The 23,361-nt window shown below is 61.4% G+C and carries 22 protein-coding genes and 1 pseudogene; 18 read left to right on the top strand and 5 right to left on the bottom strand.

Annotated elements, in window-relative coordinates; translation table 11 throughout:
- Positions 1 to 21 precede the first annotated feature (21 nt).
- Positions 22 to 996, bottom strand: a complete 975-nt coding sequence (locus K6N12_RS08885; RefSeq protein ID WP_097625431.1) for a mannonate dehydratase — start codon at positions 994 to 996, stop codon at positions 22 to 24.
- A 65-nt stretch (positions 997 to 1,061) separates the two neighbouring features.
- On the bottom strand, positions 1,062 to 1,772 hold the full coding sequence (locus K6N12_RS08890; RefSeq protein WP_097625432.1) for a FadR/GntR family transcriptional regulator: 711 nt from the start codon (positions 1,770 to 1,772) through the stop codon (positions 1,062 to 1,064).
- A gap of 133 nt (positions 1,773 to 1,905) precedes the next feature.
- Between K6N12_RS08890 and K6N12_RS08895 the strand changes: the two genes are divergently transcribed.
- The 5 genes from K6N12_RS08895 to K6N12_RS08915 are packed head-to-tail and all read left to right on the top strand — an operon-like array spanning position 1,906 to position 7,037.
- The gene (locus tag K6N12_RS08895; protein ID WP_097625433.1) at positions 1,906 to 3,501 is read left to right on the top strand and encodes an ABC transporter substrate-binding protein; all 1,596 of its coding nucleotides are present in this window, start codon (positions 1,906 to 1,908) and stop codon (positions 3,499 to 3,501) included.
- A 21-nt stretch (positions 3,502 to 3,522) separates the two neighbouring features.
- A complete protein-coding gene (locus tag K6N12_RS08900) occupies positions 3,523 to 4,551 on the top strand; it encodes an ABC transporter permease (protein WP_054183148.1) in 1,029 nt (342 codons plus the stop codon).
- On the top strand, positions 4,548 to 5,450 hold the full coding sequence (locus K6N12_RS08905; protein ID WP_097625434.1) for an ABC transporter permease: 903 nt from the start codon (positions 4,548 to 4,550) through the stop codon (positions 5,448 to 5,450). The genes K6N12_RS08900 and K6N12_RS08905 overlap by 4 nt, the downstream gene beginning before the upstream one ends.
- Position 5,451: 1 nt before the next feature.
- Positions 5,452 to 6,297 (top strand): ABC transporter ATP-binding protein, encoded by an 846-nt coding sequence (locus K6N12_RS08910; protein ID WP_097625435.1) that lies wholly within the window; start codon positions 5,452 to 5,454, stop codon positions 6,295 to 6,297.
- On the top strand, positions 6,294 to 7,037 hold the full coding sequence (locus tag K6N12_RS08915; protein ID WP_097625436.1) for an ABC transporter ATP-binding protein: 744 nt from the start codon (positions 6,294 to 6,296) through the stop codon (positions 7,035 to 7,037). Before K6N12_RS08910 ends, K6N12_RS08915 begins: the two co-directional genes overlap by 4 nt.
- Here K6N12_RS08915 and K6N12_RS08920 read toward each other — a convergent pair.
- Positions 7,024 to 8,082 (bottom strand): LacI family DNA-binding transcriptional regulator, encoded by a 1,059-nt coding sequence (locus K6N12_RS08920; protein WP_097625437.1) that lies wholly within the window; start codon positions 8,080 to 8,082, stop codon positions 7,024 to 7,026. The genes K6N12_RS08915 and K6N12_RS08920 overlap by 14 nt on opposite strands.
- A gap of 185 nt (positions 8,083 to 8,267) precedes the next feature.
- Here K6N12_RS08920 and K6N12_RS08925 point away from each other — a divergent pair, with 185 nt between their 5' ends.
- From K6N12_RS08925 to K6N12_RS08945, 5 genes are all read left to right on the top strand, one after another.
- A complete protein-coding gene (locus tag K6N12_RS08925) occupies positions 8,268 to 10,787 on the top strand; it encodes a hypothetical protein (protein ID WP_131710886.1) in 2,520 nt (839 codons plus the stop codon).
- A 65-nt stretch (positions 10,788 to 10,852) separates the two neighbouring features.
- Complete coding sequence (locus tag K6N12_RS08930; RefSeq protein WP_097625439.1) at positions 10,853 to 12,112, top strand: ABC transporter substrate-binding protein; 1,260 nt, start codon at positions 10,853 to 10,855, stop codon at positions 12,110 to 12,112.
- An 11-nt stretch (positions 12,113 to 12,123) separates the two neighbouring features.
- The gene (locus K6N12_RS08935) at positions 12,124 to 13,161 is read left to right on the top strand and encodes a carbohydrate ABC transporter permease (protein WP_097625440.1); all 1,038 of its coding nucleotides are present in this window, start codon (positions 12,124 to 12,126) and stop codon (positions 13,159 to 13,161) included.
- Complete coding sequence (locus K6N12_RS08940; RefSeq protein ID WP_097625441.1) at positions 13,158 to 14,207, top strand: carbohydrate ABC transporter permease; 1,050 nt, start codon at positions 13,158 to 13,160, stop codon at positions 14,205 to 14,207. The genes K6N12_RS08935 and K6N12_RS08940 overlap by 4 nt, the downstream gene beginning before the upstream one ends.
- Before the next feature lie 28 nt (positions 14,208 to 14,235).
- Positions 14,236 to 15,315 carry an ABC transporter ATP-binding protein gene (locus K6N12_RS08945; RefSeq protein ID WP_097625442.1) on the top strand — a complete coding sequence of 360 codons (1,080 nt, stop codon included), beginning with the start codon at positions 14,236 to 14,238 and terminating at the stop codon, positions 15,313 to 15,315.
- Positions 15,316 to 15,850: 535 nt separating this feature from the next.
- On the opposite strand, the gene K6N12_RS08950 is transcribed toward K6N12_RS08945, so the two are convergent.
- Positions 15,851 to 16,033 carry a hypothetical protein gene (locus tag K6N12_RS08950; protein WP_071086825.1) on the bottom strand — a complete coding sequence of 61 codons (183 nt, stop codon included), beginning with the start codon at positions 16,031 to 16,033 and terminating at the stop codon, positions 15,851 to 15,853.
- Between the two features lie 371 nt (positions 16,034 to 16,404).
- Here K6N12_RS08950 and K6N12_RS08955 point away from each other — a divergent pair, with 371 nt between their 5' ends.
- The 5 genes from K6N12_RS08955 (at position 16,405) to K6N12_RS08975 (ending at position 20,371) form a co-directional block, all read left to right on the top strand.
- On the top strand, positions 16,405 to 16,614 hold the full coding sequence (locus K6N12_RS08955; protein ID WP_003586528.1) for a hypothetical protein: 210 nt from the start codon (positions 16,405 to 16,407) through the stop codon (positions 16,612 to 16,614).
- A gap of 8 nt (positions 16,615 to 16,622) precedes the next feature.
- Positions 16,623 to 16,997: a GFA family protein gene (locus K6N12_RS08960; RefSeq protein WP_097625443.1), complete on the top strand. Its 375-nt coding sequence runs from the start codon at positions 16,623 to 16,625 to the stop codon at positions 16,995 to 16,997.
- A gap of 160 nt (positions 16,998 to 17,157) precedes the next feature.
- Positions 17,158 to 18,450 carry an efflux RND transporter periplasmic adaptor subunit gene (locus K6N12_RS08965; protein ID WP_097625444.1) on the top strand — a complete coding sequence of 431 codons (1,293 nt, stop codon included), beginning with the start codon at positions 17,158 to 17,160 and terminating at the stop codon, positions 18,448 to 18,450.
- Positions 18,451 to 18,462: 12 nt separating this feature from the next.
- Positions 18,463 to 19,179, top strand: coding sequence for an ABC transporter ATP-binding protein (locus K6N12_RS08970; RefSeq protein ID WP_097625445.1), 717 nt, complete (start codon positions 18,463 to 18,465; stop codon positions 19,177 to 19,179).
- Positions 19,169 to 20,371, top strand: a complete 1,203-nt coding sequence (locus K6N12_RS08975; protein WP_097625446.1) for an ABC transporter permease — start codon at positions 19,169 to 19,171, stop codon at positions 20,369 to 20,371. Before K6N12_RS08970 ends, K6N12_RS08975 begins: the two co-directional genes overlap by 11 nt.
- A 149-nt stretch (positions 20,372 to 20,520) precedes the next feature.
- On the opposite strand, the pseudogene tnpA reads toward K6N12_RS08975, so the two are convergent.
- A pseudogene (tnpA, locus tag K6N12_RS08980) lies at positions 20,521 to 20,951 on the bottom strand (IS200/IS605 family transposase).
- 318 nt (positions 20,952 to 21,269) lie between these two features.
- Here tnpA and K6N12_RS08985 point away from each other — a divergent pair.
- From K6N12_RS08985 to K6N12_RS34640, 3 genes are all read left to right on the top strand, one after another.
- Positions 21,270 to 22,025 carry an autoinducer binding domain-containing protein gene (locus tag K6N12_RS08985; protein WP_097625447.1) on the top strand — a complete coding sequence of 252 codons (756 nt, stop codon included), beginning with the start codon at positions 21,270 to 21,272 and terminating at the stop codon, positions 22,023 to 22,025.
- 436 nt (positions 22,026 to 22,461) lie between these two features.
- Positions 22,462 to 22,830 carry a 6TM ABC transporter family protein gene (locus tag K6N12_RS08990; RefSeq protein WP_131710887.1) on the top strand — a complete coding sequence of 123 codons (369 nt, stop codon included), beginning with the start codon at positions 22,462 to 22,464 and terminating at the stop codon, positions 22,828 to 22,830.
- Positions 22,831 to 22,847: 17 nt separating this feature from the next.
- A partial coding sequence (locus tag K6N12_RS34640) for a calcium-binding protein (protein ID WP_425517710.1) occupies positions 22,848 to 23,361 on the top strand: 514 nt, incomplete at its 3' end.

Here is a 23,361-nt window from a genome sequence, read left to right on the forward strand (position 1 = left end):
TAGCTGTTGAAATTGGCGGTCTCAGGCGCTTTCGAGCGTCTGCAGAAGGGCCGCGATATAGCCGTAGCAATAGGCGAATGCGGTGGCGGAAGGGTCCTTGCCGCTGACGGTCGGCACATGGTCGGGCATCAGCATGTATTTGAAGCCCACTTCCTTGTAGATCCTGGCCGAGCGGACCATGTCCATGTCGCCCTCGTCGGGGAAGGTCTCCATGAAGGAGAGCTTGCCGCCGCGAATATTGCGGAAGTGGACGTTGAAGATCTTGTTGCGCTCACCGAACCAGCGGATGACGTCGTCGATCTCCTTGCCGGGACTTTCCAGCATCTCGCCGATCGAGCCCTGGCAGAAATTGAGGCCGTGATAGGGGTTTTCCCGCATCAGCACGAACTTCTTCAGGCCTTCGACGGTGCCGAGCACCCGCGTGACGCCGCGAAAGCCGGGTGGCGTATAGGGATCATGCGGATGGCAGGCGAGCCTGACGCGGTTGCTTGCGGCGACCGGCACGACCCGTTCGAGGAAATAGTCGATCCGTTCCCAGTTTTCGTCTTCGGAGAGAACGCCGGCAAGACCGGGTGCTGCCTGCTGATCGGTCTTGTCCCAGCGGAAGCTGGCATTCATCGAGCCGCCGCGTCCCGGCTCATCGGGTGTGCGGGGAATGCCGATCAGGTTGAGATTGTATTTCACCGCCGGAATGCCGGCCGCTGCGGTATTCTCGATCAGCTTGCAGACGGCGTCGATCTGCCTGTCGCGCTCCGGGCCGGCGAGCAGAATATCGGGATAGGACGCCTTCTCGATCGGCTGCGAGGGCAGCGGCAGCTGGATCATGTCGAGGATCAGGCCGAAGCTTTCGACCTTGTCGCGATGGCGCTCGAGGTCTGAAAGCGTCCAACTGCTCGGTTCTCCCGGCGGATCGGCGTTGATATGCTTCACACCCAGTTGCGCGAAGATACGATAATCGTCGTCATCCCGCGCGGCGACCTGTGTTCCCAGATACATTTGAGTCTCTTTCGAAATTACACAATGTCATATGACATAATATGAATTTCGAAGAGAGTCGAGCCCTATTGCTGCTCGGAGAGCATCCGATAGCGACGTTGGCTGGCCATCATATGCGCACGCATCGCCTGGCGGGCGCGCTCCGGATCCTGATCGGCGATGGCCGACAGGATTTCGACATGCTCGGCATAGACCTTTTGCAGATAGTCGCGGTCATTGGCCTCCGGCAGCGTCGGAAACTGGCCGCGGGGGATCGCTTTGGGGCCGAATTGGCGCAGCACATCGACATAGAATCGGTTGTTGGTGGCGGCGGCGATCGCCATGTGGAAGGCGTAATCCGCCTCCACCGTTTGCTGCCCGGTCTCGATCAAGTTCGCCATCCGGCGGTTGGCCTCACGGATCGCCGCCTCCTGCTCGGCGGTGCGGCGATAGGCGGCAATCGCCGCCGCTTCACCCTCGGCCGCCATGCGAAACTCCAGCAACTCAAGGGTTTCGGGGATGCTTTTGATTTCCACCGGCGTCAATGGCAGCACCGATTGAGATTTCGGATCCGCGACAAACACTCCTTTGCCCTGGATCGGCTTGACGAAGCCGGCCGACCTGAGATCGGCGATCGCCTCGCGCACCACGGTGCGGCTGACGCCGAAGGTCGCTTCAAGCTGCGGCTCGGTCGGCAGCTGGTCACCGACCCGTAGCATGCCAGCCTCGATCTGCGCCCGCAGCTGATCGATGACCTGCTGCGCCAGTCTTTGCCGGCCACGGCCGAGTGTCGTCATTTTCTGTTCCCCAATCCCATTGCACTCAAGTCTCCCGTTCGGGCCTTGTCAATCGTATCTGACTTCGATAGATCATAATACGACATACGGTCGACATAATATGTCTTCTATAGTAATTCATGGAGGAGTGACAATGAAGCATTTTTCTAAAGGCCTGTTCCTCGGCGCCGTTTTCGGCGCCCTGACCATGGCTGCCCCGCAGCTGCAGGCTGCGACGCCGCAAGACCAGCTGGTGATGGGAACGTCGTTGGCCCAGGTTCTGTCCCTCGATCCGCAGCAGGCGACCGAGGGCAAAGCCGTTGAGATCATGTCGAATCTTTACGACCGGCTGGTCGCCAGCACGGCGGACGGCAAGATCCTTCCGCAGCTGGCGGAAAGCTGGAAGGTTGACGACAAGGGCATCACTTTTACGCTGCGCAAGGCCAATTTCGCGTCCGGCAACCCGGTGACTTCGAAGGACGTCGTCTATTCGCTGGGGCGGCTCTTGAAGATGGATCAGGCCGCAGCCGCCAACCTCAAGCGCGTCGGCTACGACAAGAACAATGTCGACAAGCTCGTCAAGGCGGTCGACGACCAGACGGTGCGTATCGATCTTTCCGACCAGGTGACGGCGGAGCTTCTGCTCTACCGGCTGACGACGACCACCACCAGCGTGGTCGACAGCGTCGAGGTCGAAAGCCACGCCGTCGACAATGACTATGGCAATGCCTGGATGCGAACGCATTCGGCCGGTTCCGGTCCATTCACCCTCAACCGCTGGTCTCCGAACGAGCTGGTCATTCTCGACGCCAACAAGGGTTATGTCGACGGCGCTCCGAAGATGCGTCGCGTCATCGTCCGCCATGTGCCGGAAAGCCAGGTCGAGCGGCTGATGCTGGAGCGCGGCGATATCGATATTGCCAGTGCGCTGACAGCCTCCGATCTCGCGACATTCCAGGCCAAGCAGGGTTTTGCCATCCAGCGCATTCCGACAGGCGGTTTCTACGTGCTGTCGATGAATGCCGGCAACCAATTCCTCTCCAACCCCAAGGTCCGCGAGGCAATCGCCTACGGCATCGACTACAAGGGCATCGAGAAGACGATTATGGGCCCCTACGGACGGGCGAGAACCGTGCCCGTGCCGGAGAATTTCGAATATGCTATCCCGAGCCCGGATTGGCAGCTCAACGTCGAGAAGTCCAAGCAGCTGCTGGCAGAGGCGGGTTATAAGGACGGCTTCTCGCTGACGCTGAAGACAATCGCCCAGACACCGCGCATCGATCTTGCCACCGCCATTCAGGCTTCCCTTGCCCAGGTCGGCATCAAGATCGACATCCAGCAGGGCAACGGTTCGGAAATCATCGCCGCCCATCGCGCCCGGGATTTCGATCTGCTGATCCCGCAGACCAGCGCCTACATGCCGAACGTGCTCGGCTCGATGGAGCAGTTTTCCTCAAATCCCGACAACTCGAAAGAGGCCAACAATGCCGGCAATTTCGTCTGGCGGTCGGCCTGGGATATTCCCGAGTTGACGGCGCTGACGGCGAAAGCATCGATGGAGCCGGACGCCAAGAAGCGCGGCGAACTCTACGTGCAGATGCAGAAGATGTTCGTCGAACAGAAGCCGGCGGTGCTGCCGATGTTCGAGCGCTTTGAGCCGATCGTCCTGACCGGCAAGGTCCAGGGATATGTCGGACATCCGTCTCAAATGACGCGTCTCGAGAACGTAACCAAGGTCGAAACCCAGTAAGACTCGGGAGGACAGCCGATCATGAAGGAACTCTCCGTAGCCGAATTTGGCCGACGCCTGGCGCATTTGCTGGTCAGCCTGTTCATTCTCCTCTGTGTGACCTTCGTGATCGGCCGCGTCCTGCCCACTGATCCGGTCGGCGCGATCGTCGGCGAGCTCGCCGATCCCGCCGCCTATGCGGCGATGCGGGCCCGCCTCGGGCTCGATCTGCCGATTTACCAGCAGTTCTTCCTCTATCTGAACGGGCTGGCGCATGGCGATTTCGGCACTGCCGTGCTCACCGGCAATCCCGTCTCCTCAGACCTCGCCCAGGCATTTCCGGCGACATTCGAACTGGCGACGCTGGCGGTGATCATTTCGACATTCGTCGGCGTGCCGCTCGGCCTGGTCGCGGCCTTGTTTCGCGACAGCTTCATCGACAAGATAGCCCGGGTGGTGGCCCTCGTCGGGCATTCGATCCCGGTTTTCTGGTTCGGCATCGTCGGGCTGGTCATCTTCTATGCCGGCCTCAACTGGGTCGGCGGGCCCGGCAGGATCGATGTCTTTTATGAAGGCCTCGTCACGCCGCAGACCGGCCTGTTGCTGATCGACAGCCTGCTGCAGGGCGAGACGGAAATCTTCTGGAATGCGCTCGGCCATATCATTCTGCCCGCCATCATCCTCGCCTATGCGGCGATGGCCTATATCACCCGCATGACTCGCAGCTTCACCTTGGAGCAGTTGAGCCAGGACTATGTCATCGCCGCCCGTGCCAAGGGTGTGAGCCCCTTCGGCACGATCTGGCGCCACGTCCTGCCGAACATCGCGGTGCAGTTGATCACCATCCTGGCGATTTCCTATGGCGGGCTGCTGGAAGGCGCTGTCGTCACCGAGATCGTCTTCTCCTGGCCGGGCATCGGCCAGTACATGACGAACGCCCTCATGATCGGCGATATGAACGCCATCGTGGCCGGCACCATCATCGTGGGATTCATCTTCATGCTGTTAAACTTCCTCGCCGACGTGGCTTATGCCGTCTTCGATCCGCGCATGCGGGAGGCGGCCCGATGAGCGACGCCATCCGCACTGACATTCAGATCCGCCCACCAAGTGTCTCGACCCGCGTCGCGGCCTCGTTTGCGCGCGCCGGCCGCAAATTGGCTGCGGAACCGCTTGGCCTTGCCGGCTTCGTCATCCTCGGCCTGCTGTGCCTGATCGCGATCTTCGCGCCGCTTCTGGCGCCTTATGATCCGGTCGTGCAATCGCTCGGCGATGCCCTGCAGGCCCCGAGCCTGGCGCATTGGGCCGGCACCGACGAATTTGGCCGCGACATTCTGAGCCGCCTGATTTTCGGCACGCGCATCACCATCCAGACCGTGCTGTCGATCTCCCTAATCGTCGGTCCGATCGGCCTGCTGATCGGCGTCGTCGCCGGCTTCTTCGGCGGCCGCACTGACGCGCTGCTGATGCGCGCCACCGATATCGTCCTATCTTTCCCGTCGCTGATCCTGGCGCTGGCCTTTGCCGCCGCACTCGGCGCCGGCCTGACCACGGCAATCATCGCGATCTCGCTGACCGCATGGCCGCCGATCGCCAGGCTGGCGCGCGCCGAGGCCCTTGTCGTCAGAAACGCCGATTACGTGGTCGCCGCCCGCCTTTACGGCGCCTCGCCGATCCGCATTCTTCTTTTCTATATTGCGCCGATGTGCGTTCCTTCGGTCATCGTTCGCCTGACCCTCAATATGGCCGGCATCATCCTGACGGCGGCTTCCCTCGGCTTTCTCGGCCTTGGCGCGCAACCGCCGGCACCGGAATGGGGCGCGATGATCTCCAACGGCCGCAAATTCATGCTGGATTACTGGTGGGTCGCCGTCATGCCGGGTATCGCCATCCTTCTCACCAGCCTTGCCTTCAACATCGCCGGAGATGCTCTGCGCGACATTCTGGATCCCCGCCATGCCAGATCGTGAAATGAGAGATCGTGATCTTCAACCCGTTCTCTCCGTCAAAGGATTGACCGTCCGCTTCGGCCGCGGCGCCGTGCCCGCCGTTTCCAATGTCAGTTTCGACGTCGGGCGCGAACGGGTCGGCATCGTCGGAGAATCCGGTTCCGGCAAATCGACGACGGGGCGCGCCATCATGCGCCTGCTGCCACCGGCAGCGGTGGTCTCCGCCGAACGCCTGGATCTCGGCGGCGATCCCCTGCTGTCAAAGAGCGAGCGGCAGATGGGCGCGCTTCGCGGCAAGGACATCGCGCTGATCATGCAGGATCCGCGTTATTCGCTGAATCCGGTGCTCTCGATCGGCAAGCAGATCGCCGAGGCCGCGCGCCTTCACCTCGGTCTCGGCAAGGCCCCGGCGCAAGACGCCGCCCGCGCCATGCTGGAGCGTGTGCGCATCAGCGATCCGGATCGGGTCATGGCGCTTTATCCCCATCAGATATCGGGCGGCATGGGTCAGCGCGTGATGATCGCCATGATGCTCTTGGCGCGGCCGAAGCTGGTCATTGCCGACGAACCGACCTCGGCGCTCGATGTCAGCGTCCGCAAGGACGTGCTGTTGCTGCTCGATGAGCTGGTGCGCGAGCACAATTCCGGCCTGCTGTTGATTAGCCACGACATTCGCATGGTGGCGGCCTTCTGCGAGCGGATCATCGTCATGTATGCCGGCCGTATCGTCGAGACGCTGACCAGTCTGGAAGAGGCCCGCCATCCCTATACCCGCGGGCTGATAGCCGCATTGCCGGACCCGAAGAACCCGGTGCGCCGGCTGGCGGTTCTCGACAGGGCGAAACTCGATCTGGAGACGGCGCAATGATCAATGTCCGCGACCTCAATGTCGTCTTTGCCTCCGGCAAGTCCAGCAACCATGTCGTCAGGGGCATCAGTTTTCAGGTCAAGCAGGGAGAGACGCTCGGCATTGTCGGCGAATCCGGCTGCGGCAAGTCGACGGTGCTGCGTTGCCTCGCCGGCATGGAGGCCGGGTGGACCGGTCAGATCGAGCTCGGCGGCAGACCGATCGGCAAGCATCGCTCCCGCGAGGAGCTGAAATTTGCCCAGATGGTGTTTCAGGATCCGTATGGATCCCTGCATCCGCGACATCGCATCGGCACCGCCTTGGCCGAACCGCTGCGCGCCATGGGCCATTCGGAGATCTGGTCGAAGGTCGAAAAGGCCTTGATCCAGGTGGGCCTGCCGGCAAGCTTCGCCAATCGTTTTCCGCATGAGCTTTCCGGCGGCCAGCGGCAGCGCGTGGCGATCGCCCGGGCGCTGATCCTCTCGCCGCCCATCCTGCTTCTCGACGAGCCGACATCGGCGCTCGACGTCTCCGTCCAGGCCGAAATCCTTAACCTGCTGGCTGATCAGCGTGACGAAAAGGGACTGACGTATCTGCTCGTCAGCCACGACCTCGCGGTCATCGCCCATATGTGCGACCGGGTGCTGATCATGAAGAACGGCTGTTTCGTCGACGAACTCACCAAACAGGATCTGCAGGCCGGCGTGACACATGATGCCTATGCCCGCGAACTGTTCGAAGCGAGCTTTATCGAGGCCTGATATTTCGCGCTGCTGCGCCGCTGACGGCCGCGACGCTGCCTCTTTCGACGAGATGGCAGGAAAGCTCGACACGCCGCCGCGGCGTCGCCAGGCCGAGCATCATGTCGCGCAACAGATCGAGCGCGGTGGCGCCGAGTTCGCGCATAGGAATATGCACTGTCGAGAGCGGCGGATTGAGAAAGGCCGATTGCGGCAGGTCGTCGATGCCCATGACGGAGATATCTTGCGGCACGGCATACCCCATCGCCTGCAATCCGCGCACGGCGCCGTTGGCGAGGCTGTCGCCCGCCGTCAGGATGGCGGTGAAGGACAGACCCTTGTCGCGGACGAGGCGGGTGACCGCCTCGGCGGCCAATTCCGGCAGCCAGTCGTCGACCTCGAGCACCAGATCGGCATCGGCCTGCAGCCCGTGATGCTGCAGGGCATCGCGCCAGCCCTCCAGCCGCCGCTCGATCGTCCGCCGTCCCGGGCGCAGCATGAACAGGATGCGTTGGTGCCCGGCCTCGATCAGCCGCTCGGCGGCGATGAAGGCGGCCGAGCGGTTGCAGGGCGTCACACTGGAAAGCCGCATATAGGGATCGTCACTGTTGACGAGCACGACGGGCTTGCCGAGACCGGCGGCTGCCGCCAGCATATCTTCCTCGTCGACGGTCAGGATCAGCATGCCGCCAAAGCCTGGGTCGTCCCGCATCTCGGCGACGACACGGGCTTCATCGGCCTTATCGGCCACCGGGCGCATCGCCAGTTCGATGCCGAGGGCGGCCGCGCGGGCATTCAAGCCTTCGAGCACATGGAGCGTGAACTGGTTGCGGACATAGTCGATCATTGCCGCGCCGGAGGCGACGAGCATAACCTTCTTGCCGGCGACGCTCGCCGGCAGGGCGTAGCTGACCGCGCTTGCCGTTTCCAGTACCAGCTTGCGAATCTCCGGCCGGACGCCTTTTTCGCCCGCCAAGGCGCGTGAGACTGTGCTGATCGAGACGCCGCAGCGGGCGGCGATGTCGTCGAGACGTGTGCGCCTGCCTTTTTTCTCCTCCGCTGACATGTCGTTCTCCTCGTTCACCTACTCTTATGCAAAAATCTTTCAGATTGCGCAAACGGAATGCCTATGCACAATTGCACATGAGGAGTCCGCGACAAGCGGCAGAGCAGGGAGGCTTTGAAGATGCGGCTTGACCGTCATCCACGCGTCGGCGTTTCCAACGTCTCAGGGCTCGAGCGAGTTGAAACATGACCGCTGATAAATCCCATCTTCGCCGCGCCACCGGCAAACAGACCCAGATCGTCTATTGGCAGCTCGGCCACCTCTCACAAAAGCGCTACGATGTCGCCGACCGGCCGATGGAAGGCAGGATGGATCCGTTTTTCTTCGTCACCAAGACGAAGAACTTCATCCCGCATGAATATCCTTGCCGCACCGAATTCAAAAAATCATTCTCCGGCCAAAGACCACAACCGACCGACGACTTCGAACCCATCCGCTGGTGGCTTCCCTTTGCCTCGCCGCGCGTCGATCTTTCCGGCTTCTGGTTTCGCCCGACGCGCATCGGCTGCTGGGCGCGCACCTTCCTCGATGCCCGCACGGCCGGATCTGCTACGCTTCGCCTGTCGACCTGCGGCGGCGCCATCCTTTTCGTCAACGGCCGCGAGCAGGGCTTCATGGCGCCTTACGAGCGCAATCTGGAAGCCCAGCAGATCTTCGAGGTCGAACTTTCAGCCGGCCTCAACGAGATCAGCATCTATTTCGACGATCTCGCCGAGCGTGACGCCCGCTTCTATTTCCAGCTGGATTATCTCGACGGGCCGGAGGTCGAAACCGCTGTCCCCGTTCCGGTGGCCGCCGCTGCTGCGGATGCGCTGGAGACGATCCTCGAAGGCATGCGCTTCGACCGCACCGCCTATCTCGGCCAGGATGTGACGATCCTGTTTCCCGCGCCGCTGCCACTGGCGCTGAGCTGTCATGTCGAGATCGAAGGTGACTTCATGTCGGTCGAGCGCTTCGACTATGACTTCGCGCTGGAAGCGGGAGCAACCAAGCTGGAACTCGGCACCTCGGCTGATATGCCCGCCGATTTCCGCCATTTCCGCATCACCTTCAAAACCGGCGAGTTGTCGGTCGGCCGCACGCTCGGCGTCGAGATCTGTCATCCCCAGCGCCAGGGGCAAGCGCCGGCTGTGCTGGAAGACCGCGTTGCCGAGGCGCTTGCCGAAGTCGCCGCCCATTCCGAGCCCGACACGGTCTGTGCTTTTGCGCGTCTGGCTCTGGGGCAGGGTGGCGAGCAGACCGAGTCAATGATTTCGGCCATGCTGCCGGTCATCGAGGATTGCCACGACTGCGCCGATTTCGTGCTGGTGCCGCTGCTTTTTGCCTATACGCGCTGGAGCGATCTGCTGTCAGCGGAACTGCGTGGCAGGATCGAGCAGGCCGTTCTCAATTACCGCTATTGGATGGACGAGCCGGGCAACGACGTTCAGTGGTATTTTTCGGAAAACCACGCGCTGCTCTTCCATACCGCCGCCTATCTCGGCGGCAGGCTTTTCCCCGACGCCGTCTTCATCCGTTCCGGCCGCACCGGCGCCGAGCAGATGAAGGTCGGCGAAGAGCGCGTCCGCGCCTGGCTCGATCATTTCGAGCGCTGGGAAATGGCCGAGTGGAATTCCGTTCCCTATTTCCCGATCGACCTCAAGGGCCTGACGGCGCTTGCCGCCTGCGCGCCCGATGAGATGATCCGCGCTCGCGCCAATGCCAGCATCGTCCGCCTGATGGAGATCGTCGCCCGTTCGGCCCATCACGGCATGCTGACCGGCAGCCAGGGCCGCTCCTACGAACATACGCTGCGTCCCGGCCGCTCGGTCGAACTCTCGGGCATCGCCCGGCTGCTCTGGGGCCGCGGCTGGTATGGCCGGCGCGTCCACGCTTTGCCGCAGCTTGCCGTCTGCATCCGCGACCACGGCCTGCATTTCCCCGAATCCCTTGCCGCGATCGCCGCGCATGACGCCGACGACGCGCAGGAATGGACCTTTTCCCAGGGCGAGAACCGTTTTGCCGCCCTCTATCACTACAAGACGCGCGACACCGCGCTCGGCACCATCGCCCATTATCGCCCTGGCGCATGGGGCTATCAGGAGACGGTGCTGCACCTGCGCCTCGGCGACCGGCCGGAAGCGCAGGTCTGGATCAATCATCCCGGCGAGACCATTCAATTCGGTTACGGCCGGCCGAGCTTCTGGGGTGGCTGCGGAACGCTGCCGCGCGTCCATCAATATCGTGATCTCGCCATTCTCGATTTCGACATCCACGAGGGCCAGCCGGATTTCACTCATGCCTGGTTCCCAATCGAAGCTTTCGACGACACGGTGGTCGATGGCAATCTGGCGCTCGCCCGCGCCGGCAACGGGCTTGCGATGCTGATCGGCAATGGCGCGCTCGAACCGGTGAAACACGGCCCGACGACGGATGTCGAGCTGCGCCTGTCCGGCCGCAAGGGCTGCTGGATCGTCCGTCTCTCCGATTGTGGGCGCGAGGGCGGCCTCGACGGCATGCGGGCGCGTTTCGCCACGTTCGCGGCCCGCCGCGACATTGAGGGCGCATTGATCGTCATCGATCCGGATTATGGTCAGATCGTCTTCGAAGAGGACGGCACCGTGCGCGCTGAAGGCCGCATTCTTCGCCCGTCGGACTGGTCGGTGCGGGGAGACGCGGTACATCTTGAGATACCAGGCAGGCAGCCTCGGCGCGCGGCCTCATAGACGACATGCCCGGCAGGTGGAGGACCCGGCCGGGCAACGCATTCATCCGTCAGGAGGAGGAGAAAATGACCAGAATGAAATCGATCGGCGCGGCCTTGGCTGCGGTTCTCTTGAGTTCCGTTGCCGCCCATGCCGGCGACGTGCGTATCATGTGGTATTCCGACGGCGGCGAAGGCGCTGTCATCAAGGACCTGCTGGCGCGCTTCTCGAAGGCCAATCCCGACGTCAACGTCATCCTCGACGAAGTCTCCTACGACGTCGTCAAGGAACAGCTGCCGGTGCAGCTCGAAGCCGGGAAGGGGCCTGACATAGCCCGCGTCACCAATCTGAAGGCGCAGGCGCAGCACTGGCTCGATCTACGCCCGCTCCTTGCCGATGCGAAATATTGGGACGACAACTTCGGCGCCCAGGCTGACTGGATGCGTCCAGACGGCTCGAACGCCATTACCGGCTTCATGACGCAGATCACCCTGACCGGCGGCTTCGTCAACAAGACGCTGTTCGATCAGGCCGGTGTCGAAATTCCTGGCCCGAAGGCCACCTGGGACGACTGGGCAGTGGCCGCCAAGAAGGTCGCCGACAGCCAGAAGGTCTTCGCCATGGCGATCGACCGCTCCGGCCATCGCGTCTCCGGCCCGAACATTTCCTATGGCGCCAACTATATCGCCGCCGACGGCAAGCCGGCGCCGATCGATCAGGGCGCCAAGGAATTCCTCAGCCGCTTCGTCAAGTGGAACGAGGAGGGCATCGTCAACAAGGATGTCTGGGTCAGCGCTGCCGGCACCACCTATCGCGCCGCCGCCGAAGATTTCATCAATGGCGGCCTTGCCTATTATTATTCCGGCAGCTGGCAGATTTCCGGCTTCGCCCAGAAGATCGGCGACAGTTTCGACTGGGTCATGGCCGGAAGCCCCTGTGGCACGGCGGCCTGCACCGGCATGCAGGGGGGCGCGGGTCTCGTCGCCGTCAAATACACCAAGAACCCCAAGGACGTCGCCAAGGTGATGGATTACCTAGCGAGCGTCGACGTGCAGAAGGAATTCGCCGAGCGCAGCCTGTTCATTCCGGCGCATAAGGATGTCGCCGCTGGCCAGATGGACTTCAAGACCGACGATCCGCATGTGCAGGCGGCATTGAAGGCCTTCGTCGCCGCGGCCGGTCAGACGGCGGCGCCGGCCATGAAGCTTCCGGGCTGGAAGTGGTCGGATGCCTATTACAGCGCCATCGTCGCCCGCATCAGCCAGGTGATCGCCGGCGAAATGAAGCTCGCTGACGCCTATGCCCGCATCGACGAGGACATCAAGGCCAAGGTCGGCGCCAACTGACGGACGAATAGATGGCGGGAAAGACGGTTTCTTCCGAACCGCCGGCGAAAGCCGGCCTGCGGCAGGCGCTCTCGGCACCTGTCCGGCTCTTCATGGGTATCGTCGATATTCCCATGCGCGGCTGGCAGAAGCTGACCGGGCTGAACGGCATGGCGGGCGTCTTCCTGGCGCCCAACATGCTGATCTTTACGGTCTTCGTGCTCCTGCCGCTGGTCATCAACTTCATCTATTCGACGACGAGCGGCGGCGCCATCTTCCTGCCGAACAGGACCTATGTCGGCGCCGAGCAGTATCGCATCCTGTTTGATTGCGGTTCTTATCTCGACCCTTCGACCTGCGCTGCCGACACATTCTGGGCGGCCGTGCGCAACACTGCCGTCTTCGTTGTGTTCCAGGTCTCGGCGATGCTGGTCGCCGCGCTGGCGACGGCTTTGATCCTCAATCGCGAGCTTTCCAATCGCGGCTTCTGGCGCGCCGTCTTCTTCTTCCCCGTGCTTCTTTCGCCCGTCGTCGTCGGCCTGATCTGGAAATGGATCCTGCAGCGCCAGGGACTGTTGAATTATGCGCTGAGCCCCTTCGGCTTCGAGCCCTTCTCCTGGCTCAGCGATCGTTTCTGGGCCTTCTTCTTCGCGGTCTTCGTCTCTGTCTGGGCGCATATGGGCTTTTACGCGCTGATCCTGCTCGCCGGTCTGCAGGCAATCCCGAGGGATCTCTATGAGGCGGCGGCGATGGACAAGGCGAGCCCCACCCGCATCTTCCGGCGCATCACCCTGCCGCTCCTGATGCCAAACCTCATCGTCGTCCTGGTGCTGGCGTTGATCCGCGCCGTGCAGATCTTCGACGAGGTGTTCGTCTTGACCGGTGGCGGGCCGGGCACCAGCACCATGTACATCACCCAGTATATTTACGAGACCGGCTTTGCGAGTTCGCTGCGCAATCCGGGGCTTGCCTCGGCCGCCTCGATCCTCATGGGCATCGTGCTCGTCATTCTGACGCTGATTCAGCTTGCCGCAAGCAGCCGCAACGAGAAGAAGGGGAAACGCCAATGAGTGCTGTCGGCACCTTTCTCCTTCGCCGCCGCGGCCGCGGCTGGCACTGGACCGACGTGGTCACCTGGATTTGGCTGATCTCGGGCGTCTTCCTGATGTTCGGTCCGGCCGTCTGGCTGGTCTTCTCCTCGTTCAAGACGCCGGCCGCCCTTGCCGAATTCCCGCCGTCCTTCCTGCCCTATGTCACCGAACAGGCAGTCGTGCCGGGCTACGACAAGCCGTTGCCGCTCTATAACGTGACGATGCCGGACGGCAGCAGCCGGATGCTCGCCGAAGTCCGCCGCATCGGCATTGTCGGTCAGATGGTCGATCCGAAACAGCCGGGTGAGATCGTCAAGGCGAACATCAAGGACCGCACCTCGGTGCGGAAGGTGGAATTCGCTGCCGGCAACTACACCGAACCGTTCCAGCGCTTCGATTTCTTCCTGTTCCTGCGCAACTCCGTCTTCGTGACTGTTGTGGCGACGGCGATCACGCTGCTCGTCAATTCCATGGCCGCGTTCGCGCTGTCGAAATACCAGTTCCCCGGCCGCACCGCCGTCATGCTGATGATCCTGGCGACACTGATGGTGCCGCTCTCGGTGATCGTCGTGCCGCTCTATTCCGTCATCGGCACACTGAACCTTTTCGACAGCCTCTGGGGCGTCATCCTGCCGACGGTCGCCACCCCCACAGGTGTCTTCCTGCTCCGCCAATATATGCTGACCATCCCGGACGAGCTGATCGACGCCGCACGCATGGACAAGGCCAGCGAATGGCAGATCTACTGGCGCATCATCCTGCCGCTGTCGGCGCCGGCGCTTGCGGTGCTGGCGATCTTCTCGGTCGTCTGGCGCTGGAACGATTTCCTCTGGCCGCTGATCGTGCTCTCGCGCAAGGAACTGTATACGCTGCAGGTCGGCCTCAACGTCTATGCCGGCGAGCTCAATGTGCAATGGCACTATATCCTCGCCATGACCGTCGTCTCGATGATCCCCGTCGTGCTGATCTTCGTCTTCCTGCAGCGTTTCATCACCACAGGCATCGCCGGCTCCGGCCTGAAATAGGCCAGGCTACAAAAATACAGGAGAGTGCATGAGCGGGCTCGAGCTCAGAAACATCGTCAAGAATTTCGGCTCCGTCGAGGTCATCCGCGATGTCTCGCTTGAGGTCAAGGACGGCGAGTTCGTCGCCTTCGTCGGCCCCTCCGGTTGCGGAAAATCGACGCTGCTGCGCCTCATCGCCGGCCTCGATAAGCCAACAGGCGGCAGCATCGCTATCGACGGCACGGATGTCACCGAGATCGGCGCCGCCGACCGCGGCCTCGCCATGGTCTTCCAATCCTATGCGCTTTATCCGCATATGAGCGTCAGGGAAAACCTTGCCTTCGGTCTCGAGAATACCAAGGTGGCCAAGGCCGAGATCGAAGCGCGCATCGCTGACGCCGCCCGCATGCTGGAGATCGAGCCCTTCCTGCAGCGCCGCCCGGGCCAGCTTTCCGGCGGCCAGCGCCAGCGCGTCGCAATCGGCCGCGCCATCGTCCGCCGGCCTGATGCCTTCCTGCTCGACGAGCCGCTCTCCAATCTCGACGCCGAGCTCAGGGTCAGCATGCGCGCCGAACTCGCCGCCCTGCATGCGCGGCTGAAGGCGACGATGATCTATGTCACCCACGATCAGGTCGAGGCGATGACGCTTGCAAACCGCATCGTCGTGCTCAGAGGTGGCCGGATCGAACAGGTGGGAACGCCGCTGGAGCTCTACAACAAGCCGGCCAACCGCTTCGTCGCCGGCTTCATCGGCGCCCCGCACATGAATTTCCTGGAGGGCGCAATTATCGGCCATGACGGCAATCTCACCGAGGTCGAAACCGTCGGCGGGCATCGCCTTTCCGTTATTGCTGAGGAAACGCGCCTAATCGGCAAGAGGGTCAGCATCGGCATCCGCCCGCAGCACATCACCCTTGCCGATGGGACTGACGCGCGCAAGCTGGACACCCGCATCCTCCTCGTCGAGGAACTGGGCTCGGAGACCGTCGTCCACGCCGACGCATGTGGAAAGAAGCTTATCGCCGTCTTTGCCGGCCAGCGACGGATGAAATCGGGCGACAGCTTGCCGCTGCATCTCGATCCCGCCGTGCTGCACCTCTTCGGCGAGGACGGAAGGCGTCTGTCCTGAGACGCTCAGGGACGTCCGGGGTTTTGAGCTGTGATTGATGTTGACAGGGAAGTCTTCATTTGAGCTTGGTCTCTCCGCCGCCAAGACGGCTAATCGGAGATTCTTTTCCGCAACCACAGCCCGACCGCGAAATAAATGCATGCGAGTAGCGACGATGGAGCAGCGAGGATTAGGAATACATACAGAAGGCGGAAATCGCTTTCGCTATAGAATAATATAAAATAAATTAATAAAACCAGGCACGACGAGATAGCAAATACCAAGGCGGCCCAGAAAAGGATTGAAAGAGTAAGTCAATCTGAGGCGCGTTGAGGTTAATTTTAGTCATTTTTCCCGCACGTATTGAATTTCAGTTTCAATGCTACCGAAGTATTGATCGATGTTCAAGACGGCCCCGCGAACACTATAGGGCGTAACGTCCTGATCTGCTGACATTCTGCTCCGAAGCGCGTGGTGCAAACCAAGTGGCACGGATTAAAAGAAAAAGCCCGCGCCGGAATGGAGGCGCGGGCCGAATTTTCACATCAAGACAGCTTTAGTGGCTATTCTTGTGGCTCTGTTGACCAGCTTTTACATGCTGTTCATGGCTGCCGCCGCGGGATCCGCTGGACTGCGCGTCGCGGCCACCTGAAGAGGAGCTGCGGGCATTGGCGTCGTTCTTGTGACTCTGCTGCCCGGCTTTGACGTGCTGTTCATGCGTTCCACCTTGGTTTGCCATTCGGTTCTCCTTGGGTTTGAACGAGGCCACGTCGACCTCGAAAGAAAAACCTCGCTCCAGCGCATGCGTTCCACATTTTAATATTTCGTGATCGTCTCGAAATGAGGAATGAGGAAGCGGACCGGGCGGGTAGGGAGCTCGCCTGCCGTTTCGTTGGCCATCGGGAGAAAGCGGAAAAATCCCGATGTTCTCCGGCGCCGCCGCGTCCGCTTGGCGCGGCCCGCAACCTCGATTCGACAATGCGTCTGGCGGCAGGAAGGTTCCGCGATCAGCCCGATCGATCTACGCCGGAAGCCCGCTCCAGCTCGTCGGCTCTTTCCAATCGACCCCATCGCTCTAACTTAAAGGGCATGGAATGAAAGGAGAAACCCATGACCGACGCACCGAATACGGCGACCCCGGCGCGAAGAGTGTTGCGTGGCCGCCCCTACAGTATCGGCGAATTTGCCAGGAAATACCGGTTGGATGACAAGGAGGCAAAACGCCTCTACGACAAGTTTGGCCCATCCGCCACCGAACTCGATCTGCTGATGGCGGCCAAGCGCCGCCCGCCGGGACTGCCCACCAGTCTCGACGCCTGACGGCCGCCATGCGGATCCGGACGGGAAGCTGCCTGTGCGGGGCAGTCGGCTATCGCGTCGAAGGCGAGCCGCTTCGCGTCGGCCTTTGCCACTGCGCCGATTGCCGCAAATCGAGCGGCTCGGCCTTCGTCTTCTTCGCGGTCTGGCCGCGCCGGGCTTTTGCCCATAGCGGCGAGATCGCCACGTTTGCCGGCCGCAGCTTCTGCCCCGCCTGCGGCAGCAGGCTTTTCTGCCTGCGGGAGGAGGCGGCGGAACTCCGTCTCGGTTCGCTCGACAGCCCACCGACTGACCTCGCGCCGGATCATGAAATCTGGATCACGCGGCGCGAACCTTGGCTGAATCCGCTGCCGGGCGCGGGGCAATCCGCCGGCGATGCCGACTGACGAGCGCTTCCGCGCCAAAACTTGACTTTTCTTACCAATATTTCATTTCCCCCATCCGCAATTCCGTGCCACTTCGGCGGCAACGCTAATGCCCGGTTCATCTGCGCTATGCTTATTTCGCTGCAAGGGCCGAGACGGCCAATGACTGATCGAGGATGACATGAACGACACAGGAACCGGCAAGAAGACCGGGCCACAGACAAGCGGCGCGTCCGATCTCGCAGCGGTGCTTGCCGCATCGGGACGTCAGGGCAAGCGCAGCCGCTGGCGTGGACGCCTGCTCATCTTGCTGATCCTCGTCGCTGCCGTAGCCGGCGCCGCCTATTTCTATATGGGCCGCGGGCAAAGAGAAGTGAGCTATGCCACTCAGCCGGCAAAACGCGGCGATCTGACGGTGCTCGTCACCGCCACCGGCTCGGTGCAGCCGACCGAGCAGGTGGATATATCGAGCGAGCTTTCCGGCACGGTCCGCGACGTCAATGTCGATTACAACAGCACGATCAAAGCGGGTGACGTGCTGGCGCTTCTCGATACCAACAAGTTGGAGGCGGATGTGAAGAGTTCGCGCGCCAAGCTGAATTCTGCCAAGGCGAACGTCGCCAAGGCCAATGCCGATCTGGAATCCGCAAGCACCTCGCTCGAGCGGCTGAAGAGCCTGGTCAAGAGCAACGTCTCCACCCAGCAGAGCCTCGACGACGCCACTTACAAATATGATTCCGCCGTCGCCGCCAAACAGATCAACGAAGCCGAGGTGCTCGCCTCGGAGGCCGACCTGCAGCTTGCCGAGGTCAATCTTGCCAAGGCCAAGATCGTCTCGCCGATCGACGGCGTGATCCTCACCCGCGCCGTCAATCCGGGTGCCACGGTCGCAGCCTCGCTTTCGGCGCCGATCCTGTTCACCATCGCCGGCGACCTCAAGAAGATGGAGCTGCAGGTCGATGTCGATGAGGCCGATGTCGGCCAGATCGCCGTCGGCCAGAAGGCGAAGTTTACGGTCGACGCCTATCCCGACCGCAGCTTTCCGGCCGAGATCGAGCAGATCCGCTTCGCCTCCGAAGTGGTCAACAATGTCGTGACCTATAAGGCGGTGCTCTCGGTCGACAATGCCGATCTGCTGCTGCGCCCTGGCATGACGGCGACGGCCGACATTACCGTGGAAGCCGTCAAGGAAACGCTGATGGTGCCGAACGCTGCGCTGCGCTACGCCCCGGCGCAGGCGGAAAGGCGCGGCCGCGGCATTTTCGGCATCTTCGGCCCGCCGCGCCAGCGCGGCGGCAATTCAGGTCAGGCATTGACGGGCGCCGAGCGGCGCGTCTGGGTGCTGCGCGACGGCCGGCCCGCACCTGTTGTCATCCAGGTCGGCTCCTCCGACGGCCAGTTCACCCAGGTCGTCTCCGGCGAAATCAAGGAAAACGACGCCTTGGTGACCGACGCCACGACGCGTGCGAACTAGGCGGAGAGACGGATGGCAAGCCCGCCGCTCATCGAATTCAGGCAGGTCTCGAAAATCTACGGCGAGGGCGAGGCGGCGATCCGCGCGCTCGACCGCGTCGACCTGGCGATCAACGCCCATGAATTCGTCGCGATCATGGGGCCGTCTGGCTCCGGCAAGTCGACGGCGATGAATATTCTCGGCTGCCTCGACGTGCCGAGCGCCGGCGACTACATCTTCGAAGGCATTCCGACCAGCGGCTTCGACCGCAGCCAGCTGACGCTGCTGCGCCGCCACATGCTCGGCTTCGTCTTCCAGGGCTTCAACCTCCTGTCGCGCACCTCGGCCGTCGAAAATGTCGAACTGCCGTTGATCTATCGCGGCATGGCGGTGCGCGAGCGGCGCGAGCGGGCCCGCGAAGCCCTGGCGCTGGTCGGTCTCACCGGGCGCGAACATCACAAGACACAGGAACTGTCAGGCGGCCAGCAGCAGCGAGTCGCTATCGCTCGCGCCATCGTTACCGAGCCGGCGCTGCTCCTCGCCGATGAGCCCACAGGCAATCTCGACACCAGGACCAGCGTCGAGATCATGGATCTGATGACGCGGCTGAACCGCGAGCAGGGCATCACCATCGTCATGGTCACCCATGAGCCCGATATCGCCGCCTATGCCCAGCGGCTGCTGCGTTTCGTCGACGGCAAGCTGGAGACGGAAGTCGAGCACCGGAGGAGGGCGGATCATGTTCTTTGAGACGCTGAAACTGGCATTGCGCGCCATCAGCCGCAACATGCTGCGTTCCTTCCTGACCGTGCTCGGCGTCGTCATCGGCGTTGCCGCCGTCATCGCGCTGGTGACGATCGGCAATGGCACGACCGCGCAGGTCTCGACGGAATTGTCGCGGCTCGGCACCAACATGCTCTTCGTCCGCCCCGGCCAGTTCGGTCCCGGCCGGGCGAGCTCGGAAGCCAAGCGCTTCAGCGTCAAGGACGTCGCCGCCATCCGCGACCAGATCAGCGGCTTGAGGGCGGTCGCGCCGCTCAACCAGTCGACAGCGACGGTGATATCAGGTGGCCAGAACCATTCGACCAGCGTTTCCGGCACCACCAACGACTATTTCGTCGCGCAGGACTGGAACCTGGCGCTCGGCCGCAATTTCACCCCCGCCGAGGAGCGGGGCCAGTCCCGCTGCATCATCGGCGAGACTGTGCGCTCGCAGCTCTTCGGCGCCGCCGACCCGATCGGCCAGCAGATCCGCGTCGGCAAGGTTTCGTGCCCCGTCATCGGCGTGCTCGCCAAGCGTGGCCAGTCCGGCATGGGGACCGATCAGGACGATGTCGTCATCATGCCGGTCAAGGTGTTCCAGCGGCGCATCAGCGGCAACAGCAATGTGCCGCAGATCATCATCTCGGCCCGCGACGGGGTCTCCACCGCCAAGGTGCAGTCCGATGTCGAAGATCTGCTGCGCGAGCGCCGCAAGATCATCCCCGGCCGGCAGGATGATTTCAACGTCAACGACATGACCCAGATCGCCGAGGCGATGACCGGCACGACGACGCTGCTGACCGGCCTGCTCGGCGCGGTTGCCGCGATCAGCCTGCTCGTCGGCGGCATCGGCATCATGAACATCATGCTGGTTTCTGTCACAGAGCGAACCCGCGAGATCGGCATTCGCCTGGCGATCGGCGCACTCGAAAACCAGGTGCTCACCCAGTTCCTGGTCGAGGCGGTGGCGCTCTCGCTCTTCGGCGGCATCACCGGCATCGTGCTCGGCTTGAGCCTCGGCTTCGGCGCGGTGACCCTGATGAAGGTCCCCTTCGTCTTCAGCCCCCTGATGGTCGCCGTCGCCTTCCTCTTCTCCGCCGCAATCGGCATGATCTTCGGCTATTTCCCGGCGAGACGGGCAGCACAGCTGAACCCGATCGAGGCGCTGCGGCACGAGTGACGCATGATGAATGCGTCATGGTGCATGAGGATCTCACGAGTAAGTATCCCCCGGCAAAGCCGGGGGCTTTAAGATGTGAGCCGCTCAAAGCGGCTGGATGGGGACGCTGACGCGGCCCCGGTTTCAATGCGCCACCTGAAGGTGGCCGTTCAACGCCACAGGTTCAATTGCTCAAGCCTGTGGTCTTCCTTCTCTTGGTTGCGGATATAATCGCGGATCGTCTCCTCATCACGACCGACGGTAGACACGAAGTACCCACGCGCCCAAAAGTGCTGCCCGGTAAAGCCGCGCTTTCTCTCACCGTAAACCCGCGCAAGGTGGATGGCGCTCTTGCCCTTCATGTATCCAACAACCTGACTGACCGCGTATTTTGGCGGGATCGACAGCATCATATGCACATGGTCGGCATCAAATGCCCTTCCTCCACACGGCTTTCACGCTGTTCAGCCAGTTTCCGGAATATCTCGCCAAGGTGCTGCCGCAACTCGCCGTAAAGCGTCTTGCGACGGTATTTCGGGATGAAAACGACGTGATATTTGCACTCCCATCTGCTGTGGCTTAAACTTTCAAACTCGTCCATCGTGACTTGACCTTTCGTGTGCTTGGCGGCTCACAAAGGAAAAGTCGCGGTGGGCTCCAGCAAATGTCAAACTGTTACTGCCACCCCGGCACAGCCGGGGGAACTCTCACGTTCGTTTAGCCGTGCTGGATGGACAGCTGTCCGAATGCTTAAGATTCCCTCCGCAGTGTCGCCTGACAATTGTCAATTCTGCATCGCAATAATGCAGACTGGATAAATACAACCCAAACTGTAAAATCCGCGTGTAATAAATGTATATCAAAAGCATGCGGGCCGCTTCGGCCTGCTGCTGATTAGAAATATTGATTTCGGAAGAAAATGTCTGTCGATCAGCGTATCCTGCAGGAAGCATTCCACTGCATCCGCAACCTCCATGAAATTGGCCATCTCTCAGCAATTGTCCACCAACTGCGAGCATTGGTCGGGGCTGCCAATCTTGCCTATCAAGCTCTTTTCATTCCGGGCCGGGTGACCAATGAACGGCTCGTTGCAGAGACCTATTCCGACAGGTGGAAGAAACTCTATCAGTCGAAAAATTACGTTCGCACCGACCCCATCGAGATCGCCGCACGCAAAGCATCTCAACCGTTAGACTGGAGCCACTTGAAGTCTGTGTCGAAGGAAACCGCGTCCTTCTTCGCGGAAGCCGAGCGCCATGGCGTCGGCAATAATGGCGTCTCCATACCTCTTGTCGATGCCCAGGCCGGGCGGGCGCTGTTCAGCGTCACATCAAATCTCGAGGGGGACGATTGGGCGACGTTCAAGGGCCGTACTCTGCCATCGCTCATTCAGATCGGCAAAGCCATTCAGGTCAGGACGGCTGAGATCGAGACAAAACCCGCAGCGCAGGCTTCTCGCATTTCCGCATTGACCGCCAAGGAAACCGATTATCTGGCGCTTTACGTCGCCGGCCACGAAGTCAAACAGATTGGCGATATGCGTTCGGTTTCGGGCACCGCCGTGCGAGCTGTCTTGAATTCCGTCACGGAAAAACTCGATGCGCGCGGGCCGCGTCATGCCGGCTATCTCGCCGTTGCGCTCGGCATTATTCCGACCTCGATCATTTTCAAATAGCTCCGAAGACGGGAGAGAAGTAGCTCCGTCCGCCTTGTCGTCGCAATTCCTATGCGTCGTTCGTTGGCGCTTTCTGAGGCCGCGGCTCGTGCTCTGAAATGTTGTGGAATAATTTCTCGGAGATGACTCGATTTGCAGCTATTCGAATTTCTTTTTCATTGAATTCGAATGTTACCTTAAGAGATTGAATTCAATCAAAAATAGATATTTTATAGATACTTACATCCGAGGTTTAACACTATAGCGGGCATGAGTTCCGCCTTATGTCAAGATTTTAAATTAAAAGTTGCACCTGAATTTCTGTCATCCTAACGATCTCATGGGGAGTTATAGCGGCGAGAAGGATGCAGGTGCTGGGTAGGAAACAGCCTCAGGAGTATCGGAGTTGCCTTGCCGCTTCAGGTGGCGTGTTTCTCTTTTCACGCCTAATCAATAGTTGGAGCTCACCAAACCGATTTTCATGGTCGAGGTCTGCGATCAGGCGATGCTGAGCAAGAGCGTTCCGGCCCTGATCGCCCCAATCCTCCTCGCAACAGGACTCTTGATGGAGGTCATTCGCTCGCACGTGATGCTACGCATGGCTGCAGTGGTTGATGGTGCGCTGACAAAACACGCCTTTGCTGTGATTTCAGACGATATCTCAAGACGAACGGCAAAAGCTCGCGATCTCAAGCTCTTACCGGTCCACGCAGGTTTTCATTCGCAGGACGGATCGAATGGTCCTCCCTTATTTCCTGAAGCCAATCAGCGACCACGTCGAGCACGTGTCTCGGGACGACCAACATCATTTCTTTTCCACATTTGAATCGACAGGGGGCTAAAATGGCAGTCATTACGGGAACGGCAGGTAACGATACTTTGAATGGCACTAGCGGAGATGATCAGATCTCCGGCCTCGGAGGCAACGACATCCTCATCGGCGGCGCAGGGGCGGACCGATTGGATGGTGGCGCCGGTGTCGACACGGTTGACTACTCGACCTCGGCGGCTGCGGTGAACGTCGACTTTTGGACCAATACGGGCAGCGGCGGCGATGCTGCCGGCGACACCTATGTTAACATCGAGAAGGCGATCGGCTCGGCCTATGGTGACACGCTGGTCTCGGCGGTGCCAGGACATGTGCTGCAGGGCGGGGCTGGAAACGACGTCTACATCCTCGGCGTTCAGGGCGTCTCCGTCGTCGAAGCGGCGGGCGAGGGCGACGACACAGTGCAGACGGCGCAGGGGACGTTGAGCATCGCGGGCTACGCCAATGTCGAGCGGCTGACCTTCACCGGCAGTGTCAACTTCGTCGGCACGGGCAATGCCTTGGACAACATCATCACCGGCGGGATCG

Origin of the sequence: Rhizobium redzepovicii (assembly GCF_019793435.1) — a bacterium.
GTDB classification, from domain to species: Bacteria; Pseudomonadota; Alphaproteobacteria; order Rhizobiales; family Rhizobiaceae; genus Rhizobium; species Rhizobium redzepovicii.

Bases quoted from the DNA above. Each gene is read 5' to 3' on its own strand.
- K6N12_RS08885 (WP_097625431.1), bottom strand. From the start codon at position 996: ATGTATCTGGGAACACAGGTCGCCGCGCGGGATGACGACGATTATCGT.
- K6N12_RS08890 (WP_097625432.1), bottom strand. From the start codon at position 1,772: ATGACGACACTCGGCCGTGGCCGGCAAAGACTGGCGCAGCAGGTCATC.
- K6N12_RS08895 (WP_097625433.1), top strand. From the start codon at position 1,906: ATGAAGCATTTTTCTAAAGGCCTGTTCCTCGGCGCCGTTTTCGGCGCC.
- K6N12_RS08900 (WP_054183148.1), top strand. From the start codon at position 3,523: ATGAAGGAACTCTCCGTAGCCGAATTTGGCCGACGCCTGGCGCATTTG.
- K6N12_RS08905 (WP_097625434.1), top strand. From the start codon at position 4,548: ATGAGCGACGCCATCCGCACTGACATTCAGATCCGCCCACCAAGTGTC.
- K6N12_RS08910 (WP_097625435.1), top strand. From the start codon at position 5,452: ATGAGAGATCGTGATCTTCAACCCGTTCTCTCCGTCAAAGGATTGACC.
- K6N12_RS08915 (WP_097625436.1), top strand. From the start codon at position 6,294: ATGATCAATGTCCGCGACCTCAATGTCGTCTTTGCCTCCGGCAAGTCC.
- K6N12_RS08920 (WP_097625437.1), bottom strand. From the start codon at position 8,082: ATGTCAGCGGAGGAGAAAAAAGGCAGGCGCACACGTCTCGACGACATC.
- K6N12_RS08925 (WP_131710886.1), top strand. From the start codon at position 8,268: ATGACCGCTGATAAATCCCATCTTCGCCGCGCCACCGGCAAACAGACC.
- K6N12_RS08930 (WP_097625439.1), top strand. From the start codon at position 10,853: ATGACCAGAATGAAATCGATCGGCGCGGCCTTGGCTGCGGTTCTCTTG.
- K6N12_RS08935 (WP_097625440.1), top strand. From the start codon at position 12,124: ATGGCGGGAAAGACGGTTTCTTCCGAACCGCCGGCGAAAGCCGGCCTG.
- K6N12_RS08940 (WP_097625441.1), top strand. From the start codon at position 13,158: ATGAGTGCTGTCGGCACCTTTCTCCTTCGCCGCCGCGGCCGCGGCTGG.
- K6N12_RS08945 (WP_097625442.1), top strand. From the start codon at position 14,236: ATGAGCGGGCTCGAGCTCAGAAACATCGTCAAGAATTTCGGCTCCGTC.
- K6N12_RS08950 (WP_071086825.1), bottom strand. From the start codon at position 16,033: ATGGCAAACCAAGGTGGAACGCATGAACAGCACGTCAAAGCCGGGCAG.
- K6N12_RS08955 (WP_003586528.1), top strand. From the start codon at position 16,405: ATGACCGACGCACCGAATACGGCGACCCCGGCGCGAAGAGTGTTGCGT.
- K6N12_RS08960 (WP_097625443.1), top strand. From the start codon at position 16,623: ATGCGGATCCGGACGGGAAGCTGCCTGTGCGGGGCAGTCGGCTATCGC.
- K6N12_RS08965 (WP_097625444.1), top strand. From the start codon at position 17,158: ATGAACGACACAGGAACCGGCAAGAAGACCGGGCCACAGACAAGCGGC.
- K6N12_RS08970 (WP_097625445.1), top strand. From the start codon at position 18,463: ATGGCAAGCCCGCCGCTCATCGAATTCAGGCAGGTCTCGAAAATCTAC.
- K6N12_RS08975 (WP_097625446.1), top strand. From the start codon at position 19,169: ATGTTCTTTGAGACGCTGAAACTGGCATTGCGCGCCATCAGCCGCAAC.
- K6N12_RS08985 (WP_097625447.1), top strand. From the start codon at position 21,270: ATGTCTGTCGATCAGCGTATCCTGCAGGAAGCATTCCACTGCATCCGC.